The 18,672-nt window shown below is 36.0% G+C and carries 15 protein-coding genes; all 15 read right to left on the bottom strand.

Annotation, left to right across the window (positions count from 1 at the left end):
- Positions 1-4 precede the first annotated feature (4 nt).
- The 15 genes from EUI_RS0100435 to EUI_RS0100505 all read right to left on the bottom strand — a co-directional run bounded on the left by EUI_RS0100435 (position 5) and on the right by EUI_RS0100505 (position 18,658).
- Positions 5-2,170, bottom strand: coding sequence for an LTA synthase family protein (locus EUI_RS0100435; RefSeq protein WP_010015315.1), 2,166 nt, complete (start codon positions 2,168-2,170; stop codon positions 5-7).
- A gap of 74 nt (positions 2,171-2,244) precedes the next feature.
- The gene (locus tag EUI_RS0100440; protein ID WP_010015317.1) at positions 2,245-2,508 is read right to left on the bottom strand and encodes a YkuJ family protein; all 264 of its coding nucleotides are present in this window, start codon (positions 2,506-2,508) and stop codon (positions 2,245-2,247) included.
- A 1-nt stretch (position 2,509) separates the two neighbouring features.
- On the bottom strand, positions 2,510-3,541 hold the full coding sequence (locus EUI_RS0100445) for a lysylphosphatidylglycerol synthase transmembrane domain-containing protein (RefSeq protein WP_010015318.1): 1,032 nt from the start codon (positions 3,539-3,541) through the stop codon (positions 2,510-2,512).
- Between the two features lie 25 nt (positions 3,542-3,566).
- Positions 3,567-4,574, bottom strand: a complete 1,008-nt coding sequence (locus tag EUI_RS0100450) for an LTA glycolipid anchor biosynthesis glycosyltransferase, IagA/BgsA family (RefSeq protein WP_010015319.1) — start codon at positions 4,572-4,574, stop codon at positions 3,567-3,569.
- A complete protein-coding gene (locus EUI_RS0100455) occupies positions 4,575-5,804 on the bottom strand; it encodes a glycosyltransferase family 4 protein (RefSeq protein ID WP_010015320.1) in 1,230 nt (409 codons plus the stop codon).
- Between the two features lie 147 nt (positions 5,805-5,951).
- Positions 5,952-7,733 (bottom strand): ABC transporter ATP-binding protein, encoded by a 1,782-nt coding sequence (locus EUI_RS0100460; RefSeq protein ID WP_010015321.1) that lies wholly within the window; start codon positions 7,731-7,733, stop codon positions 5,952-5,954.
- Between the two features lie 6 nt (positions 7,734-7,739).
- Positions 7,740-9,455, bottom strand: coding sequence for an ABC transporter ATP-binding protein (locus EUI_RS0100465; RefSeq protein WP_010015322.1), 1,716 nt, complete (start codon positions 9,453-9,455; stop codon positions 7,740-7,742).
- A 187-nt stretch (positions 9,456-9,642) separates the two neighbouring features.
- Complete coding sequence (locus tag EUI_RS0100470; RefSeq protein ID WP_010015323.1) at positions 9,643-11,625, bottom strand: ABC transporter ATP-binding protein/permease; 1,983 nt, start codon at positions 11,623-11,625, stop codon at positions 9,643-9,645.
- A gap of 33 nt (positions 11,626-11,658) precedes the next feature.
- Positions 11,659-12,159, bottom strand: a complete 501-nt coding sequence (locus tag EUI_RS0100475; RefSeq protein ID WP_010015324.1) for an NUDIX domain-containing protein — start codon at positions 12,157-12,159, stop codon at positions 11,659-11,661.
- 65 nt (positions 12,160-12,224) lie between these two features.
- Entirely contained in the window at positions 12,225-12,875 is a 651-nt protein-coding gene (locus tag EUI_RS0100480; RefSeq protein WP_010015326.1) for a YfbR-like 5'-deoxynucleotidase, read from the bottom strand.
- Between the two features lie 73 nt (positions 12,876-12,948).
- A complete protein-coding gene (gene mprF / locus EUI_RS0100485; protein ID WP_010015329.1) occupies positions 12,949-15,501 on the bottom strand; it encodes a bifunctional lysylphosphatidylglycerol flippase/synthetase MprF in 2,553 nt (850 codons plus the stop codon).
- Complete coding sequence (locus EUI_RS0100490) at positions 15,488-16,225, bottom strand: alpha/beta fold hydrolase (RefSeq protein WP_010015330.1); 738 nt, start codon at positions 16,223-16,225, stop codon at positions 15,488-15,490. The genes mprF and EUI_RS0100490 overlap by 14 nt, the downstream gene beginning before the upstream one ends.
- A 53-nt stretch (positions 16,226-16,278) precedes the next feature.
- Positions 16,279-16,635: a preprotein translocase subunit YajC gene (gene yajC, locus EUI_RS0100495; RefSeq protein ID WP_010015331.1), complete on the bottom strand. Its 357-nt coding sequence runs from the start codon at positions 16,633-16,635 to the stop codon at positions 16,279-16,281.
- Between the two features lie 84 nt (positions 16,636-16,719).
- Positions 16,720-17,937 carry a tRNA guanosine(34) transglycosylase Tgt gene (tgt, locus tag EUI_RS0100500; RefSeq protein WP_010015332.1) on the bottom strand — a complete coding sequence of 406 codons (1,218 nt, stop codon included), beginning with the start codon at positions 17,935-17,937 and terminating at the stop codon, positions 16,720-16,722.
- Between the two features lie 109 nt (positions 17,938-18,046).
- Complete coding sequence (locus EUI_RS0100505; RefSeq protein ID WP_010015334.1) at positions 18,047-18,658, bottom strand: JAB domain-containing protein; 612 nt, start codon at positions 18,656-18,658, stop codon at positions 18,047-18,049.
- Between the last annotated feature and the right edge of the window lie 14 nt (positions 18,659-18,672).

The following is an 18,672-nucleotide window of genomic DNA, read 5'->3' on the forward strand; positions in this document are numbered from 1 at the left end:
CGTTTTATTTTGATGATGTGTCTGCGTCACTGCTTTGATTGTCAGAAGTTGACGAGGTATTCACTTCCGGTGCATCTGTTTTATACAAATTTGTTGTTGATTTATTTTTATTTTTAGCTAATACACTTGACGGATTTGTTTGTTGTGCAGCCTTTAGTTTAGCCAAACCAGAACTTCTTTTGTAATCAAAATCTTTTTTATTGACTGTATGGAAATCAGAGCGTGATTCATCAAATCGCAATAAGTCACCCGTAATAACTGAATCTGAATACGCCAAGACTTTATCCACATAATCTTGCGTCTGTGCGGCCATTTTTTTAAGAGCTGCATCTGATGACAAAGTCACTTGTTCACCTGTCTTCGTATTAAAATATTGATTATTATATTTCATATAAGTTGGCGTTACCCAATCGCCATCACGGAATGGTACCACCCCTTCATATTTCGAAGATAACATATCTTGCCCAAACATAGTCATATTATCATCTGGTACACCAAGGAGATCTAATAATGTTGGTAGCATGTCTATCTCACCACCGTAAGTATGATCGATACCGCCCTTTAAACCGTTTGCATGAATCATAAATGGCACCTTCTGAAATTGTGCTAAATCATAATTTGTTACTTTTTCTTTACCAAGCAATTGTGCAATGGCAGGTTGATGATTTTCCGAAATACCATAATGATCACCATATAAGACAAAGACTGAATTATCATACAACCCAGCTTTTTTCAAATAATCAGTTAATTCACCAAATGATTGGTCCAAATAATGGGCCGTTTGTACATACCCATCAACAGTTTTATCACCAGTCGTAGTCGCTGGAAAATCAATATTTTCCTTATCTAATTCATATGGATAGTGGTTTGTTACAGTCAACAATTTGGCGTAAAATGGTTGTGGTAATTGCTCTAAATAACGCGCACTGTCCTGCAAAAATATTTTGTCCTTTAAACCATAACCGACATTAAAACTCGGTTTATTAGCATTCGGATAATATGATTTCGAAAAGAAATAATCATAGCCAAAAGATTTATAAGTATTATCGCGATTCCAAAAGCTAGCAACATCTCCATGAAAAGCAGCAGTTGTGTAGCCACGCTGATTTAAAATTGCGGGCAATGATTCAAATGTATTATTTGTACCATACTTAACCATTGCAGAACCAGTTGAAAGACCATACAATGAATTTTCTTGCATCATCTCTGCATCAGATGTTTTTCCCTGCCCAACCTGATGATAAAAATTATCAAAGCTCAATGTATTTTGATCATGGTAAAATTTGTTAAGGTTTGGCGTTACTTCACGCCCTTCAACCTTGTAATCTATCAAAAATTGTTGAAAGGATTCCAAATGAATCATGAAAACATTCTTACCTTTTTGCGTGCCATAATACTGAATATTGTCTGGCATTTTCTGTGTCGAGACAAATTGCTTAATTTTAGCTAGATCGGCCGGCTTAGCACGTTTTCTACTTTCAGTCTGATTATATGTTTGCACCGCATTGAAAACAGCGTACTCGTTAAGTCCTAAATACTTAACAATGTAATTATTATCAAATGATCGTGTCAACAATCCTGTACGATCAGTTGAGGCAATACCATAATCCACTAACATTAGAATCACACCTAACAACGTTGTTAAAATCGCAAATCGTTTCTGCACACCCTTCCTGTCTATGGTTAATTGTTTAAACACGACAAGCGCAACAAGAATAATAAGATCAATAAAAATCATATAGTCAGACCAGTGAATAATAGCAGCAATTGATTTACTTAAATTATTGCCAGTTGAACTACCAGAACTTAATATACCCATGGACAAAAAATCAGAAAATTCACGATAATACAATACATTAGCAAATAACCATAATGATTGAATAAAATTAAACAAAATTGCAATCCAATAACTTAATGCACCTCGAAAATATAATGCAATACTTAAAAATATAATAGCTGTAGGCAGTGGATTTAAGAACAGTAAAAACTGCTGCGTTGCGCCATCAGCCCCAAGGTTAAAATTCATATGATAATTAACAAACGTTTTAAACCATACCAGGACAACGTTTAGGACAAAAAACCACACCAGTGGTGCTGACGTGTCCATTGTTTGCTTAATTTGTCGCCAAAAAAATTTGGGACTCGGGATTTTTTTTACGAGGTTCTTCATTTTATTTTCCTTCATAACATACTGACATTCAAAAACAATAAAGGAGATGCCAATTGCTATTTTATATTGTACATTCAGAATATTAATTTAAAATCATGTAAGACATCATATATTTCAATGGCTACCAAATCAATATTATCAAATTGAAATTGTCTGACTTCACGATGTTCATGAATTGTCCAAATTCCAGTCAATTGATCATATTCAACTCGCAATGCTTCAATGCCAAATGCTTCAAATCGTCGTGATTGATACTGACTATCATTTGAATCAATCATAGCACGCAAACGATTTAAAATTTGGTTTAAATCACTGCTGTGTGGTTCTTCAAGTACCATTTTAACGACCTTCCTTTATTTTTTTGGCTGGCAGCATATAAGTAATAATTCCTGCAAATAAACCAAAGTAATATGTAATTAAACGCCACAATAGAATCACCAAAATCATTGTAGCTGGATTGTTGACAAAGGGCGAAAAAAGCAGTTGAAAACTCAACTCAGCCCCACCGACACCGCCAGGGATTGGGAATAATGAAATCACCATTACAATCATAATGTTCATTGTGACAATTAGCCACGGATTCACATTTTCGTACCCAAAAGCTCGAATGACAAAATACGGAATCATATAAAAAACAATCAATTGCAAAATAGTAAAAATGCTCGCACCAACTAGAGACTCCCAGCTGCTAATAACACGACGTGATTCCTCATGAAAAGTATGGATTTTTTGTTTTATCCTTGTAATTAACCGATCATGACGTTCAGATGACATCATTTTTTTAGTCAATGGTGAGATGATGTCAACTAATCGTAACGTCATTGCTGGCCAAAACATCACTAGTGCGATACCAAGAATAACAAAAGCATGAATTGCAATTGCAAATGGAATAAATTGTGCAAAGGTTGGATCTACTTGCGCATAAATAAAATGCTCTGCTGAAAAATAAGCAACAATAAAAAACAAAACAACAACCACCTGATATACTAAAAATTTCATAAGAATAACAGATAGTGCTCTACCAGATTCAATGCCAGCTCTTGTCATGCCAAATAATTGTGCAGGTTGTCCGCCAGTAGCAAAAGGTGTGACACCCGTGCCTAAAAGATTCAGTAGGGGGACACGTAATAAGGAGAATACTGAAGTTTGTTTGCGGTCAACCTTATTTAACATGACATAAGTTGCTGCTGCTTCTAACAAAATTGATAAAATCATCATTAACAAACCAAAAAATAACCAGCGCCAATCTAAATGCTTAAGTGCAGCTGCCAGTTGTTTACTTTTACCGTGCAACTCATTTGTTAAAAAATAGACGACAACTGCAGTTAATACAACTACGATTATCGTTGATATTTTATCGATTTTTGACATCATTCCCCCCACTTGTTGGCTGGCACTATCTCTTTAATACTGTTTCATAAACCTGTTGTAATTGCTTGCCGATTTCTGGCAAATCTCTGGCCACTGCCAGTTGATATCCCGACTCAGTTAAATCAGGTAATTCATTATTTACAATTTGCACCATCTTGGTGTCAAAATCATCTAAATCATTAGCTTGATAGCTGTTAACGCCATCTTCTAGCCATTGATGATAAACTGGAATATTTCTCACTAACACTTTTTGCCTTGATGCGAGTGCCTCTAATACCACGATGCCTTCCGTTTCTTCATAAGAAGGATAGAGGAATAAATCAGCGCCCTGATAGGCGCCTTGAATGACATCACCTGTAATATAGCCTGGAAAAATGAGGTTTCGTACGTGGTTTCCCTTCACTAGCTGTCTGATTTTTTTCGGTACCAATCTTAAATCTGTATAGCCAAACCAAATGAACAAATACTCTGGATGTCTTTTGGCTAATGCAACAAAATCCAAAATACCCTTTCGCTCAAAAAAAAGGCCAACACTCATAATAACTTTTTGATCATCAGATAGATTAAAATATTCGCGAAAAGTTTTCACTTTATCGTTGCTTTTGGCATACTTTGCTAATGGAATACCATTTGATATTGGTGTTATTGGTTGACTCAGTCGATACCCTCGTAATAATTGTTTTGAATATGGTGTCGGTGTAATCAAGGCATCCGCTGTTTGATATAGCGATACCAGATAATGTTTGAACAGCGGTGCGATCATATTGGATCCAGTAAATGAATTTCTGAAATCTTCATACGTTGAATGGCCGTGATAGATAACTTTTTTGCCCATTTTATGCGCTTTACTCACCATATGTTTGCTATTAATACCATAAGTATTAATATGCAATATATCATAATCAACACACTTGGGATTAATTGTTACCTCAATATCAGTACATGCTAACGCTTGTTGCTGTAATTTCAAAGCACGGCCAATACCTGATTTAGCAATTAATTTTTGATTTTCGAAATAAAGTAAAACTTTCAATTAATTTCTCCTAAATGGATTCCGTAAAATACGCTTCATATAACCCACTTCATCAGCTGTTGGATTTTCATCATCGGGTGTATCTGTGTCATGATAATCAGCTAATACTGTTTTATAAAAATCCAGTACACGATGTGCAAAGGTAGTTGCATCAACATCTTTCATTTTTTTAGTCCGCATGATTGTATCTGATTCTGAAACCTGACGACGTAAATATTTTTCAATTCCAGCCAGTAATTCATCATAATCAGACACTAACGTACCAATAGCTTCATGATCTACAAGGTTATCTAAATACGGCGAGTGTATGGCAACAAATGGTCTATTTGCAGCCATTGCTTCAATGAATGTTAACCCTTGTGTCTCTGTATCTGAAGAACTAACAAATACATTACTCATTTGATAATAATTAATAATATCATCATGATTCACCATGCCCGCAAATATGACTTGTTTTTCTAAAGCAAGTTCACTCACTTGTTCCTCAAGTGATTTTCTAGCAGGCCCATCTCCAGCAATGACTAACCTTGCCTCCGGCCAAGTTTGTAATAGTTCAGAAAAAACAGATATTGTTAACGCAACATTTTTTTCAAAAGCTAAGCGACCAAGCGACAAAATAATAGGTTCTTCTGATGAAAAACCATATTTTTGACGTAGATCTTGGCGAGCGACACCTGTGCTTGGTAAAGACACACCTGTTGGGATAACACGTATTGGTGCTTTAACGCCATATCGTATTAACGTTTCTTGAACGAGCTGCGATGGTGCAATGACACCAACCATTCCCGACATATAAGCTTTCATCAATGTGCCAACACCTTTAGGTCCAATTAAAAAACCTCTAGCAACATAGTGGGTGTAATCTTCATACATCGTATGATATGTATGAACCACTGGAATTTTAAGTTGACGTGCCACAAATTTTCCTAGTAAGCCCAAAGAAAATTCCGTTTGTGTATGTATAATATCCAGTTGAAGAGATTTTGCAATTTCAACAGCTTGAATTAATCCTCGAAAAGCCAACCGTCTGTCTTTAAATCCAGCATAAGGCACACTAGAAAAACGATAAATGTGCGATTCAAATTTATTTTTCGAAATTTTAGGGTCAGTTGATGTAAATATATATACTTGATGCCCTTGCGCCTCTAGCGCTTCTTTTAACGTTTTAATCGAAGTAGCAACCCCACTAACTTGTGGGAAATACGTATCCGTAAAGAGACCAATATTCATTGTGTCCTCCAAAGTTTATATGAACATTAAAGAAAATCCATAATGACAATACTGCTATTATACCATAAATTTAAAATTGTCCCGTAGACGCAAAAAGCATGGTGCAACCCTAATCGATTTCGTTGCACCATGCTTTTAATTTTCTGTTTAATCAAATACCATCTGATTATGATACAATTCAGAATAAAAGCCACCTTTGCTAAGTAATGTTTCGTGAGAACCTTGTTCTATAACCTTACCATCTTTCAGCACAACAATTTTATCAGCACCTAAAATAGTTTTCAAACGATGGGCAATCACAAAACTTGTCCTGCCAGCAATCACATTATCCATGGCAGCTTGGATGCGTGCCTCAGTTACCGTATCAACGTTTGAAGTCGCTTCATCCAAAATTAAGAAAGCAGGATTTGTTAAAATCGTTCGCGCTATCGCAAGTAACTGCTTTTGACCAGTCGAAAATACCGAATTTTCATCATCTACTGTTGTCTGATAACCTGACGGTAATGAGACAATAAATTCATGAATATTTGCCTGTTTTGCAGCATTTATCATATCTTCTTCCGTTGCCTTTGGTGCCCCAAATTTGATATTATCAGCAACAGTCCCACTAAACAATACTGAATCCTGTAGTACAATACCGACATGATCACGTAACGACTTCAAATCCAAATGACGTATGTCAACCCCATCAAATTTAACCGCACCATCGTAAACATCATAGAATCTATTCAATAAATTCATGACAGTCGTTTTACCTGATCCAGTTGGTCCCACTAAGGCTACCATTTCACCTTTGTCAACCTGAATTGACACACCATGTAAAATTTCTTTATCGGCTGTATAGCCAAAATGAATATTTTCTAGTGTCACACCAGATTTTATTGCACTTAATTTTTGACCACCGGCTGGATTAATTTCTTCATCTTGATCATGTACATCTGACAACCGGCGTGCACCAGTGACAGCCAGCTGCAGCATGTTATAAATTGATGTAATTTGTGTGATTGGTTGGTAATATTGCTGTGAATAGTTTACAAATACAACAATTAATCCTAAACCAACTGCCTTATCCATACCTTCAGAAACGATTAACCATGATCCAAAAAAAATCACAATCGCCAAATTCAACAAAGATAATCCTTGCATCAAAGGAAATAACATCCCTGAATATACTTGTCCTTTAAAAGTTGCTTGTTTCACTTTTTCATTGTGAGGCATAAATCCAGCAATTGATTCTTCTTGTAGGCCTTGAGTGATAATAATTTTTTCACCATTTATTTGTTCATTAATGTAGCCATTCATGCTTCCTGTTGCATCTTGCTGTGCATCAATAAAATGGCGTGCACGAGAAATAATCACCCAAGCAATAATGACGGCTACTGGTGTTGAAGCCATTGTAACCCATGCTAATTTAACATTCTGATCAAACATCACCCAAACAATCCCAACAAATAAAGCAAACTGAGATAAAAGTTGAAAAATTGCTTGGTTCATTGCATTAAAAATATTATCTAAATCTGATGTAAATAAAGATAGTATTTCGCCATCCCGATGTGTATCAAAATATTTAATTGTCATTCTTTGCAGTTTTGCAAATAAGCCAATACGCATACGCCCAGATGCTTGTGCTGACACACGAGAAGATAAAAAGCTCGAGATAAACATTGTAATTGCAGTTAAGACGAAGAACAACATCATTGATTCAAGTGCGTGGTAAAAGGGCGTTTTACTGGCAATTGCACGTGTGGTTGGATTCATATATTGACCAAGATAATTTGCTAACTCTGTAATTGCTTTTCCCATATACGATGGTGCTTTCACTTGAAAATAAGTTGAAATAATCGTTATCACCACAACAAATGTTAAACTGATCCAATATTGTTTCAAGTAACTAGCAAAATATTTAATGGCACGTTTGACATCAGTCATGTTCAGTTACCCCCTTTTCGCTTTTTGCGTTTCATAAATTTCAGTATAAATTGGTGATGACGTTAATAATTCTTTATGTGTACCAATACCAACCAATTTTCCACCGTCTAATACTAATATGCGATCTGCATGAATAACTGAGCTAATTTTTTCAGCGATGACAAAAGTTGTTGTTTCAGAAAGTTCATTGTTTAACGCCTCCTGAACAAGTTTTTCTGACCGTGCATCCAAAGCAGAGGTTGAATCGTCTAAAATTAAAATTTTTGGTGAACCCACAACACCACGGGCAATTGACAATCGTTGCTTCTGACCACCTGAAAAATTAGCTGAACGTTCTTCTACAAGATGCTCAAAACCATCATCATATTGATCGATAAATTCAGCTGCTTGAGCAATTTCTGCCGCTCTTTTTAAATCTTGATCGCTCGCTGCCTTTTTACCCTGACGTAAGTTATCTGAAATTTTACCACTAAACAACATAGCCCGTTGTAAAACAAATGATACTGTAGATCGTAATGATTTTTCGTTGACTTCTTTTAAATTGACGCCACCAACACGTACTTCGCCATCAGTCGGGTCATATAATCGCGGAATAAGTTGTGCTAAAGTCGATTTGCCCGACCCAGTAGCCCCAACAATGCCGATCATTTCTCCAGATGTAACATCAAAGGATATATTTTTAAGAGCTGGTTGCTCATCCCCCGGATAAGTGAATGATACATTTTTAAACGACACATCACCGGACAACTTTTTTTCTGGTGCATCAGAATTATAAGTGAGATCAGCCTTGGTATCCAAAACTTCTTTTATACGACCAAGCGATACAAATCCACGTGAGGCAAACGTTGACATCATGCCTCCAATCATAATGGCAAAAAATATTTGCATCAAATATGAGATAAACGATGTAATTGCTGCTAAATCATCAGGATTTTGTACAATGTCTCGACCGACAAATAATACTGCCGCGCCAATAGCTAAATAAGAAATTAACATGAACATCGGAATCATCGTGGAAAACAAATAACCAATGGTCGTTGTCACGCCCGTTAAATTATTTGAATTTTCAGTAAACCGTTGTTGCTCATTTGTTTCTTGATTAAATGATTTAACAACACGCACACCTTGCAAATTTTCTTTAGCTAGTGTATTTGTCTTATCAATTAAATTTTGAATTTGAATAAAATACTTACCCATCTGTTTAAAAACAATTTGAGATGCTAACGCAATGAGAATAACCATTAAGACCACAATCCACCAAAGTTTAGGTAAAGTGATCAATGCCAAAATAAATGCGCCAATAAACAGTATTGGAATACGAGTTAAAGATTGTAAAACCATCATAATCAATTGTTGCACTTGGTTAATATCATTTGTCATTCGCACAACTAAATTGCCTGCTGAAAAATTTTCAATATTACTAAATGAAAAGGATTGAATTTTTTGATACTCATGTGCTCGTATATCAGCCGCAATACTTTGTGATATTTTGGCTGCAAAAATTGTATTAATAACACCAGCAATCAAACCAATTACTGCTAAAATAATCAACTGCACCCCATATACCATAACTTTGTGTTGATCATCAGCAATAATCGCTTTCATAACGCTCTGCAACAAACGTGGTTGCCATAAAGACGCCCCCGCCATAATCACAACAGCAATAATAGAAAAAATTATATCTCGCAAATAAGGCCTCGCGTGTTCCTTTAAAATTTGCATCGTTAACTCCTCTTTAAATGATAATTTTTTAAAAATATTATAACATGTAATCATTATATCAAATCATCGTGTGACAGATGTTTTTTGTAACAAAAAAGCCGCTTTTTATTAATGAATGGTTAATTAACAAGCGACTAAATTTTTTCAAGCACTATTCACTTAACAGATAAATTTAATTTATTAATGTTTAATCAGCAGCTAGAGCATCAATCGTATTTAGTTTTGCTGCTCGTCGTGACGGCACAAAACTGGCAATTAATGCAATTAATATCGAAATAACGACTGCAAAAATAACATTACCAACTGATACCTGTACAATACTGAAATGTATTAGCCCATTTAATGCAGTATTCATTGCTATTTGTCCAACGTAAGCAATCGTAATGCCCACGATTGCTGATATGATTCCTATCAACAATGCTTCATTTGTAAACAAACCTCGAATATCTTTAGAGCGGGCGCCAAGCGCACGAAGCACACCAATTTCACGTGTACGTTCGGAAACAGACATGTAGGTTGTCACGATGATCATAATAGCTGAAACGAGTAATGAGATACCAGCAATCGCAGCCAACACATATGATGCCAAACTGGTAATTGTATTAATGGTACTTAAAATATCAGTCAATGATACACCAGCAAAACTTTGCATACCATTACTTTGTAGTTTATTAATACGTTTCATTGTTGCACTTACCGCTTTGGTATCTTTTATTTCAACTGCAACATAATTCGCTTCTGTTACTGCATTATTTTTTTTCAAATCATTTTGCATCGTTGACCAATTTTGAATAAACATTGCGCCTGATTGACCACCATCAGTCATACCAGCAATTTTTGCTGAAGTAGCAATGACAACTGGTCGATTTGTTGAATCAAACGCTATATAGCTAAATGAGATTGTTTTCCCAATCAGTGCCCGATAGTTACTTTGAATTTTTTTAGCGTATGCCTGATCAATGAGTACTTCACCAGATTTTGCTTGATGTCCAGCTTTAATTGTCTTTTTAGAAAATTGTGGTGACCATGATTGTATTTGCACTGGTTGTGATTTCACATTACCATACGTAAACACCGCATTACTAAACTGACCACCGGCATAAACCTCGTCAACGCCTTGCACATTGCCTAGACGATTTAGCATAGCTTTATTCATTGTTGTAGACGAATAATTTGTTGCCCTGGCTTGTGCTGTTGCTTGCATACGTTCTGCCGCACTAGCATCTTTATCCCGAGTTGTATTACGAACAACAGACTGATAATTTGGATTAACAAGAGAGTCAACTTGATTGGCAATATATCCTTTAATACCATTACCTAATCCCAAAAAAATTATAACCGAAAATACGCCGATTGCTGAGCCTAATATAATTAAAAAATTTTGAAGCTTTTTATACTTTAAATGGTCAAACGCCATATCCCAAATTGAGGATGATTTCAAAGGTCGTGAGGTTAAACGTTTTGTATTTTCCGGCACTAAAAATTTATCCTTCAAATACTTTTCTTCGTCAATCTTACCATCAGCCATGTGTAGAATACGTGTTCCATACTCTGCAACTGACTGTGAATGAGTGACAACAATAACAAGTTTGCCCTCTTCAGCAATTTGTTTTAGTAATTCAAGCACTTCAGTCGTATTAACAGAATCAAGTGCTCCGGTTGGCTCGTCGGCAATCATGATATCCGGGTCGGAAGCCAGTGCACGGGCAATAGCAACACGTTGTTTTTGACCGCCTGATAATTGCGATGGGTATTTGTGAAGATGATCGGCCAAACCTACTTTCGTTAACAAGGCTTTTGCCCGATCTTTACGTTCAGCAGCTGATAACGTTGTCATATTCAAACTTGTCTCAACGTTTTCTAAATTAGTTTGATAATTAATTAAATTAAAGCTTTGAAAAATATAACCAATTGTTTCACGGCGATAAACATCAAGCTTCTTTTCTTGCCTATGGTCAAGTTTGTCACCGTTGACTTCAACGATTCCTTCAAAATTACGGTCTAACCCACCAATAATGTTCATTAAAGTAGATTTTCCACCACCCGATTCTCCAAGAATCGAAACAAACTCTCCCTTGTCAAATGACAAATCAATGCCATTTAGAACAGGAAATTCTTCCTTACCTAGGTAGTATGATTTTTTAATATTCTGGAGTTCTAAGAATGCCATATTTTTTCTCTCTTTCAATTATGTTAAATTAAGTCATTCGCCATGTTCGCGAATCCAAGGTTTGTCACTCACTTCATTTTCTGTCAAAACACTATGTATGGTTTTTTGTGCCTGTGGCACAAACATTTTTGGTTCAGGAACAACAGAAACATATTCTAAATCAACTGTTTCTGTACCGTCCTTACATAAGGAACCACCAAGATACCGCACTTCAAAGCCAATCCCAATGTTTTCTTGTGCATCACCCCATGAATTTTCGTCTGTAATATTTGTAGACAAACCAAGCATACGTACTACCTCAACATCCAAGCCGGTTTCTTCTTTAAATTCTCGAATAACCGCCTGTATTGGCGAATCACCATACTCAAGATACCCTCCCGGAAAGCCCCAGCCCTCGTCAGAGTCCCAACGTTTTTCAAGTAAAATTTTATCATGCTGTTCATTCCATAAAATACCATACGCTGACACAAAGATCATGCCTTCGTGCCCAATTTTTTCTCGCATACGTGCAATATAATTCTTTTTTAGTACCATTGTTCCCCCACTAACTTATACGTTGATATACAATCACTGTTTTAATTTTCAACTCAACATTTCGGTTATTTTTGAGAAGCGGCAAAATCTGGCAACAAGCTTTTAGCCAAATCGTATAATTGGTTTTTACTGATAAAATTTTCCTCAAAAATATCTGGTAAAATGTCTGTCGCAATATATTTAACACTCGCCATATCTTGAAATTCAGCTAATGCTTCTAAACTACTCTGGAAAATATTAACAAACACAGGTTCAGGATTAAATTTCTCTAATTCACCATATGCTTCATACATCAAATCTACTTTATCAGAGATAGACAAAATTCGTCCCTCAATACTGTCATCCTTTCCTTCCCCTAGACGTCGCATATAAACCGATTGAAATTGACGTGGTATTTCAGTTTTAATAAAATTTTCCGTCATTGAATCTTCTACATCCGCTAGCATAGATCGTAAAGTAGACGTTGCATATTTGACTGGTGTTTTAATATCACCAATGAAACGCTCAGTGTAATCATGATTCAAAGCCTTCTCATAGACCAGTTGCCAATTAATGGTCGCGCCATTTTGTTCTTCAACGTCTGCTAAAAACTGGGCTACTTGGGCTACTTTCCAGGAATGTGCTGCGACATTATGTGGCTGATACTTAAAAAATCCTGGCGCGCGATTAATTAATTCTAATTGGGTCATCCCCATAAAAAATTCATGCATTGTCATAGTCAATTATCATATATAACCAACCGCATCTTCACGAGATTAAACGGCTAATATATACTTTCCCTCCTCGTATTTAAAAATTGTTATCTTTATCATACACGACTTTTATCTCAGGTGCACGTTTAACTCCCTTGTTATCAATTTTCAACAAGCCAATCATGACCATCAAAATCCATGATTTTCTAGAGTAGGCAATATACATCGGCACCCATTTTTTTGTAAATTTACTCTTATAATGATGTAAACCTTCAAATGAATACACCTTGGATCCAAATTGATAAACCAAATTAGCTAGGCGTTCTCGCCCAAAACTTTGACGGTGCTGTCCGACATTTGCCAATGGTGACATGCCAAGATTAAGTGTCATTAAACCTTGCGCTTTAGCATAAGCAATTGTATTAACAAACAAAACATCCATCACACCATTTGGTGATTTTTTGGTAAAGCGCATCAAGTCGACCGCCATCTGCTGCTCTGTATGTGATGTTACGAGTGTCGCGTAGGCTTCAATATGACTATTTTTTTCTAAAATAGCAATTGGATATCGTTGGATATATTGATCGTCATAAAAGCCTAACGAATAACCTTTTTCTTCTCGACCTGCGAGCCATTCATCACTAATTGTACGCAACTGCATCATGATATCTTGACTAAAAGGCGGTTGTAATACTCTAAACTCAAAACCACCACGCGTTGCTTGATGCATGACTGAACGTATATTTTGCATCTTTTTACCAGATGTTGAAAATTGGTCAAGTGCCACGTGTGCTTCCTCACCAAGTTTAAAAAAATCATATCCAAATTCATGTGCCAACATGGCAATACGTTCACTCACTTCATAAAACACTGGCATGTATCCTAATATATCAGCATCCTCTACAAATTGTTGCATGCCCTCAGCGTAGTAACTAGCATCACCAAATGGATCTCCCATCACCATAGCTTTATTATTAATAACTCTAAATTGCACGGCCAACACATCTTGATTATTGACCTGATAATAGTACAATCGTTTGTCACCAAGAAATGCCAGATTTGTATAATGCGTGTCTCCAACGGTTAAAATGTTATTTAACCGTTCCTCATCAAAAATACAACCAAGTTGCTGCTGATGTGCATGTAGATATCGTAGTAATAAGACACTAAACACTGATACCACTAGAATAACTGCCACCCCCATAATCCACCAATGTAATGATGGCATAATGCCTGTATGGTTCAAATTATGAAAATGGTTTTGGACAAACGGTGCATGAATAACACCTAATAATAGGTAGCTTACAATTAAGGTCCCCCAGATCATACCATCAACTACTTGTTGTTCCCAAGAATGAATAAACTGCTGACGATATAATGTTTTTTTACTCAGAATAAACGCAATTAATAAGACAGTAACGAAAATCACTGGTGCGATATATTGATAACTAATTAATGTGTAAATAACAACTAAAACTAACACTAAAATTGTCGATTTATAGGCACGAATCACTTGATTAGCTACCCCACGTGCACTAATTAACAATAGAAAACCTAATATAATATTTGGCAATTGATTAGCAATTGCATAAACACTTGGTAAAAGCAATAAGCGATTTAGGCCCATAACTTTTTGAGCAACATCTGGCATTGTACCAGACAACACTAGTAGAAAGCCCAATAAATATAATGTTACAGCAATGATGCGATGTGTTACTATTCCCGCTACATAGTGAGGTACACCACGATAGTCTACATTTAATTTACGTGATAATCTATAAAAAAATAACCCTAGTGCACTGAACAATGGTAGTATATTATAAAAAACACGGTATAATATCAACCAGACTACTGCCCTATCTTGAGACACGTCAACATTTGATAGTAAGAGTAACATAGCGACATCAAATGATCCCCAACTTCCGGGTGTCATTGATACAAAGGCAATCGTGCTCGCAATAACAAACAAGAACATCATCGTGCTAACTTGAATTGACGATACCCCAATCGTAATACCAGTAATGACAAACAAGCCCATTTGCAATAGCAAGGCTAAACACGAGATTCCTATAAATTTCTTTGCAATCGCGCGCTTCATACCCAGCCATAAATGTAATTTAGGAATAAATGATATCGTAACAATAATACTAGTTATAATTAAAATTGTAGCTAACCATACCATGATATCATCAAATGTCGGAATGATTTTTAAAAATAGTGCTAAAAACGCGCAAACACTTGTCAATAGTAACCCCGTCAAACTTAATACATACATTTGAAAATAAGGTTTTAATTGATTTGGTTTACTTTGGTCAAAAAAAAGTATTCGTCTTAAAAGCACACTAACAGTACCTGCAAAACCAGCATTTATATTAAAAACATTAATTAACCATGCACGTTGATATAATTCAACTTTTCCAAGACGATAATTTTGCCATTTTGCCAAAATAGTATCATTGAACGTGGTAACTAAAACAGATAAAAAGCCAAATACTATCAATAACGCAGCCTGCCACCAAGCCACGTCATTAATTGTTGACATAATCATTCGCCAGGTAATCTCGCGTGTCATAAAAATTAACTGCATGACTAGAATAATTGTTGTCGTTGGCACAATTAGTCGTGATAAAATATGTTTAATCTTTGTCATTGACTATCCCCTTAAGTAAAAATGGCATGACGAGTTGACTGAATTTTTTTGGATTGGTATATGTTACAAAATGGCTATGTCGTTGTATAATCATAATTTCTGAGTTTTGTATCGCCTGCGCAATATAATCGATGTGATTTTTTTTAACTAAATCAAATTCACCAATCACTATCAGTGTGGGTGCTTTTACAAAAGCCAAATCTGTTGATGTGATTTCCAATGATTGACTCATAACATGCAATTGTGCATGACGCCTTCTTGCGTAAGTACTGACGTACGCAAGAAGGCCAGTGAAAAATTGTGCCATATCATCAACAAACCAAAGCACCTTATAAACACCATCTTTTGATACATTAGGTGCATTAAGTACCATTCTCGTGACATTTTTAGGATAAAGTGTTGCATATTTAATTGCAATATTTGCGCCATCACTATAACCCAACAAAAAAATGTGACTAACACCCAGTTTTAAACGTAAAGTATTAATGTCCAATATAATATCAGTTATGTTAATGCTGTCTTTTGCATTAGAAGATCGACCATGGCCACGTGTATCAATGGCTATCACATGAAATAATGTTTCGTATTGTGTTATTTGACGACGAAAATATCGCGCTGAACTACCATTACCGTGTAATAAAAATAACGTTTGATGATTTAATTGACCGTATTCATCATACACAATTTTAGTGTTATCATCCATGATTACTGATTTTGTTATCATTTTTATATTACCATCCAAAAAAAGAGAGCAGTCTGCTCTCTTCATTATACTGCTTATTTTTCTGAAGGCTTATCAGAATCAACCGTAATTTTTTCAGTAGCATCTTCAGAGGGCTTCAAATCTTCAACAGCTATCTTTGCTTCAGGCGTTTCAACTTTTGGCTTAATTGTTCGAATAGCTGCCATATCAAATGTCAGAATCACACCCTCAGCATCTAAATCAACCGTTTTGTTAGCAGTATCTACGCTACTAACAACTGCATGCAAACCACCAATTGTTACAATTTCTGATCCCTTTTCTAAGCTATTTTGACGTGCTTCTTGTGTTGCACGTTGCTTCTTTTGCTGACGGTTCATAAACCAAAACATACCAACAATTAGAATAACCGGGAAAATCAAACTCAAATTCATATTAGTATTTCCTACTTTCTTAACTGTGTGAACTGTTTACTAATCACACTATATATTAATTATATCAAACTCTGCGTCTTTTTTTTAAAATAAACGCGCATTTGGCTTATTATAACCATATTCTTCCATAACGGTTGCTCTAAATGCTAATAATTCGTCATTTTCAATCGCTGTTCGCATGTCTTCCATAAATTGTAACAAATAACGTAAATTATGTTGTGATGCTAACTGTGCGCCTAAAAGTTCATTTGCGTTAAATAAATGATGTAAGTAGGAGCGTGTCAAATTTTGAAATGGATTGTAATTTGGATTATCAAACTGCCTTTGATTACCAAATTGATTTGTTCGAATTGGGTTGGCTGAATAATAACTTAAATCCGGATCTAAAGGTGTAAAGTCATTTTTATACTTTGAATTTTTAATAACCACACGGCCACGACGTGTCATTAGTGTTCCTTTACGGGCAATACGTGTTGGCAACACTGAGTCAAACATGTCCACGCCTCGTATAACCCCGTCTATCAAAGAATCCGGTGCAGCAACACCCATGAGATAACGTGGTTTGTCTTCCGGTAATAATGGCATGGTGAAATCCAATACTCGGTTCATTTCTAGCTTTGATTCGCCAACTGAAAGGCCACCAACTGCATATCCTGGCAAATCCATTCCTACTAAGCCGTTCGCTGATTCTGTACGTAATGCCTTAAATCCTGCCCCCTGAACAATACCAAATAATCCCTGAGAATCTGTTTTTTTATGAGCTACTTGCGCGCGTTCTGCCCAGCGAAGTGAACGCTGCATTGACTCCTTAATATAGTCATAACTTTCAAAGTAAGGAATGGCCTCGTCAAGTTGCATCATGACGTCCGAACCTAAATTATTTTGTATTCGCATAGCCACTTCAGGTGACAAAAACATTTTATCACCATTCACATGATTTTGAAAAGTCACACCTTCTTCTTGTAACTTACGAGCATCCGACAATGAAAAAACTTGAAAACCACCCGAGTCTGTCAAAATAGCTTGATCCCAACCCATATACTGATGTAATCCACCAGCTTGAGCTATCAGTTCATCTCCTGGACGTACCCACAAATGATAAGTATTACTTAAAATGAATTGTGATCCAATATCTTTTAGTTCACGTGTGCCTACACCCTTCACTGCTCCTTGTGTGCCAACAGGCATAAACATTGGTGTTTCAAAGGTACCATGTGGCGTATGAATACGACCACGCCGTGCGCCTGTATGTTTTTCAGTATGAAGGTGTTCGTACCATACTGCCGGTTTTTTATTTGTCATTTTATCCTCGTTTATTAAGCAATTTCAATCCATTCTATTTTACCAGTTTTATCGACACAAAAAAAGATTTTACCAAAAATAATAGCAAAACCCTTTGACACGCGATTTTTTATACAATAATTTTTAATTGCGCATTTTCCGACATACTCCAATAACTATCACGCGTGACTATAAACGAATCTAACATCGGTACTGTCATTTGTTCTCCAAGCAACTTTAATCTTTGACTAAATTGCACATCAGCATCGGATGGTTTCAGATTACCACTAGGATGATTATGAACAATCATAAATCCAAGCGCATTGGCATGCAAAGCACGTTGAAAAATCTCGCGTGGTGAAGCCTGAACATGCGTTAAACTACCAACAAAAATGGTCTCCCACCCAATAACACTCAACTGTGCATCAAGCAAAGCAACACACAATTGTTCTTGAGGTAAATGACCAATTTGTCGTTGTGCGTAATACCCAATCTCCTCTGAAAATTTAGCGCTCAAAAGTTTAGGACGTGTTGCCATTGCGATATGTTTTCCAATATCTACGCCAATAAGTAATGCTTTATTTTGTGTTGGATTTTGAGCAATAAAATCCTCTGCAGCATCATGTGTCATTTCATTCAAATTATAATCATTTGGAAAGTGACGTCGTAATTCTTTTAATGCGTCTTTTCCATTCTGACCAAGTACTGTATAAAAATTTTTTATTTGTTCATTTAAAGCCATTGTTCACCTCTAAG

The organism is Leuconostoc gelidum subsp. gelidum KCTC 3527 (assembly GCF_000166715.1).
In the GTDB taxonomy this organism is placed as follows: Bacteria; Bacillota; Bacilli; order Lactobacillales; family Lactobacillaceae; genus Leuconostoc; species Leuconostoc gelidum.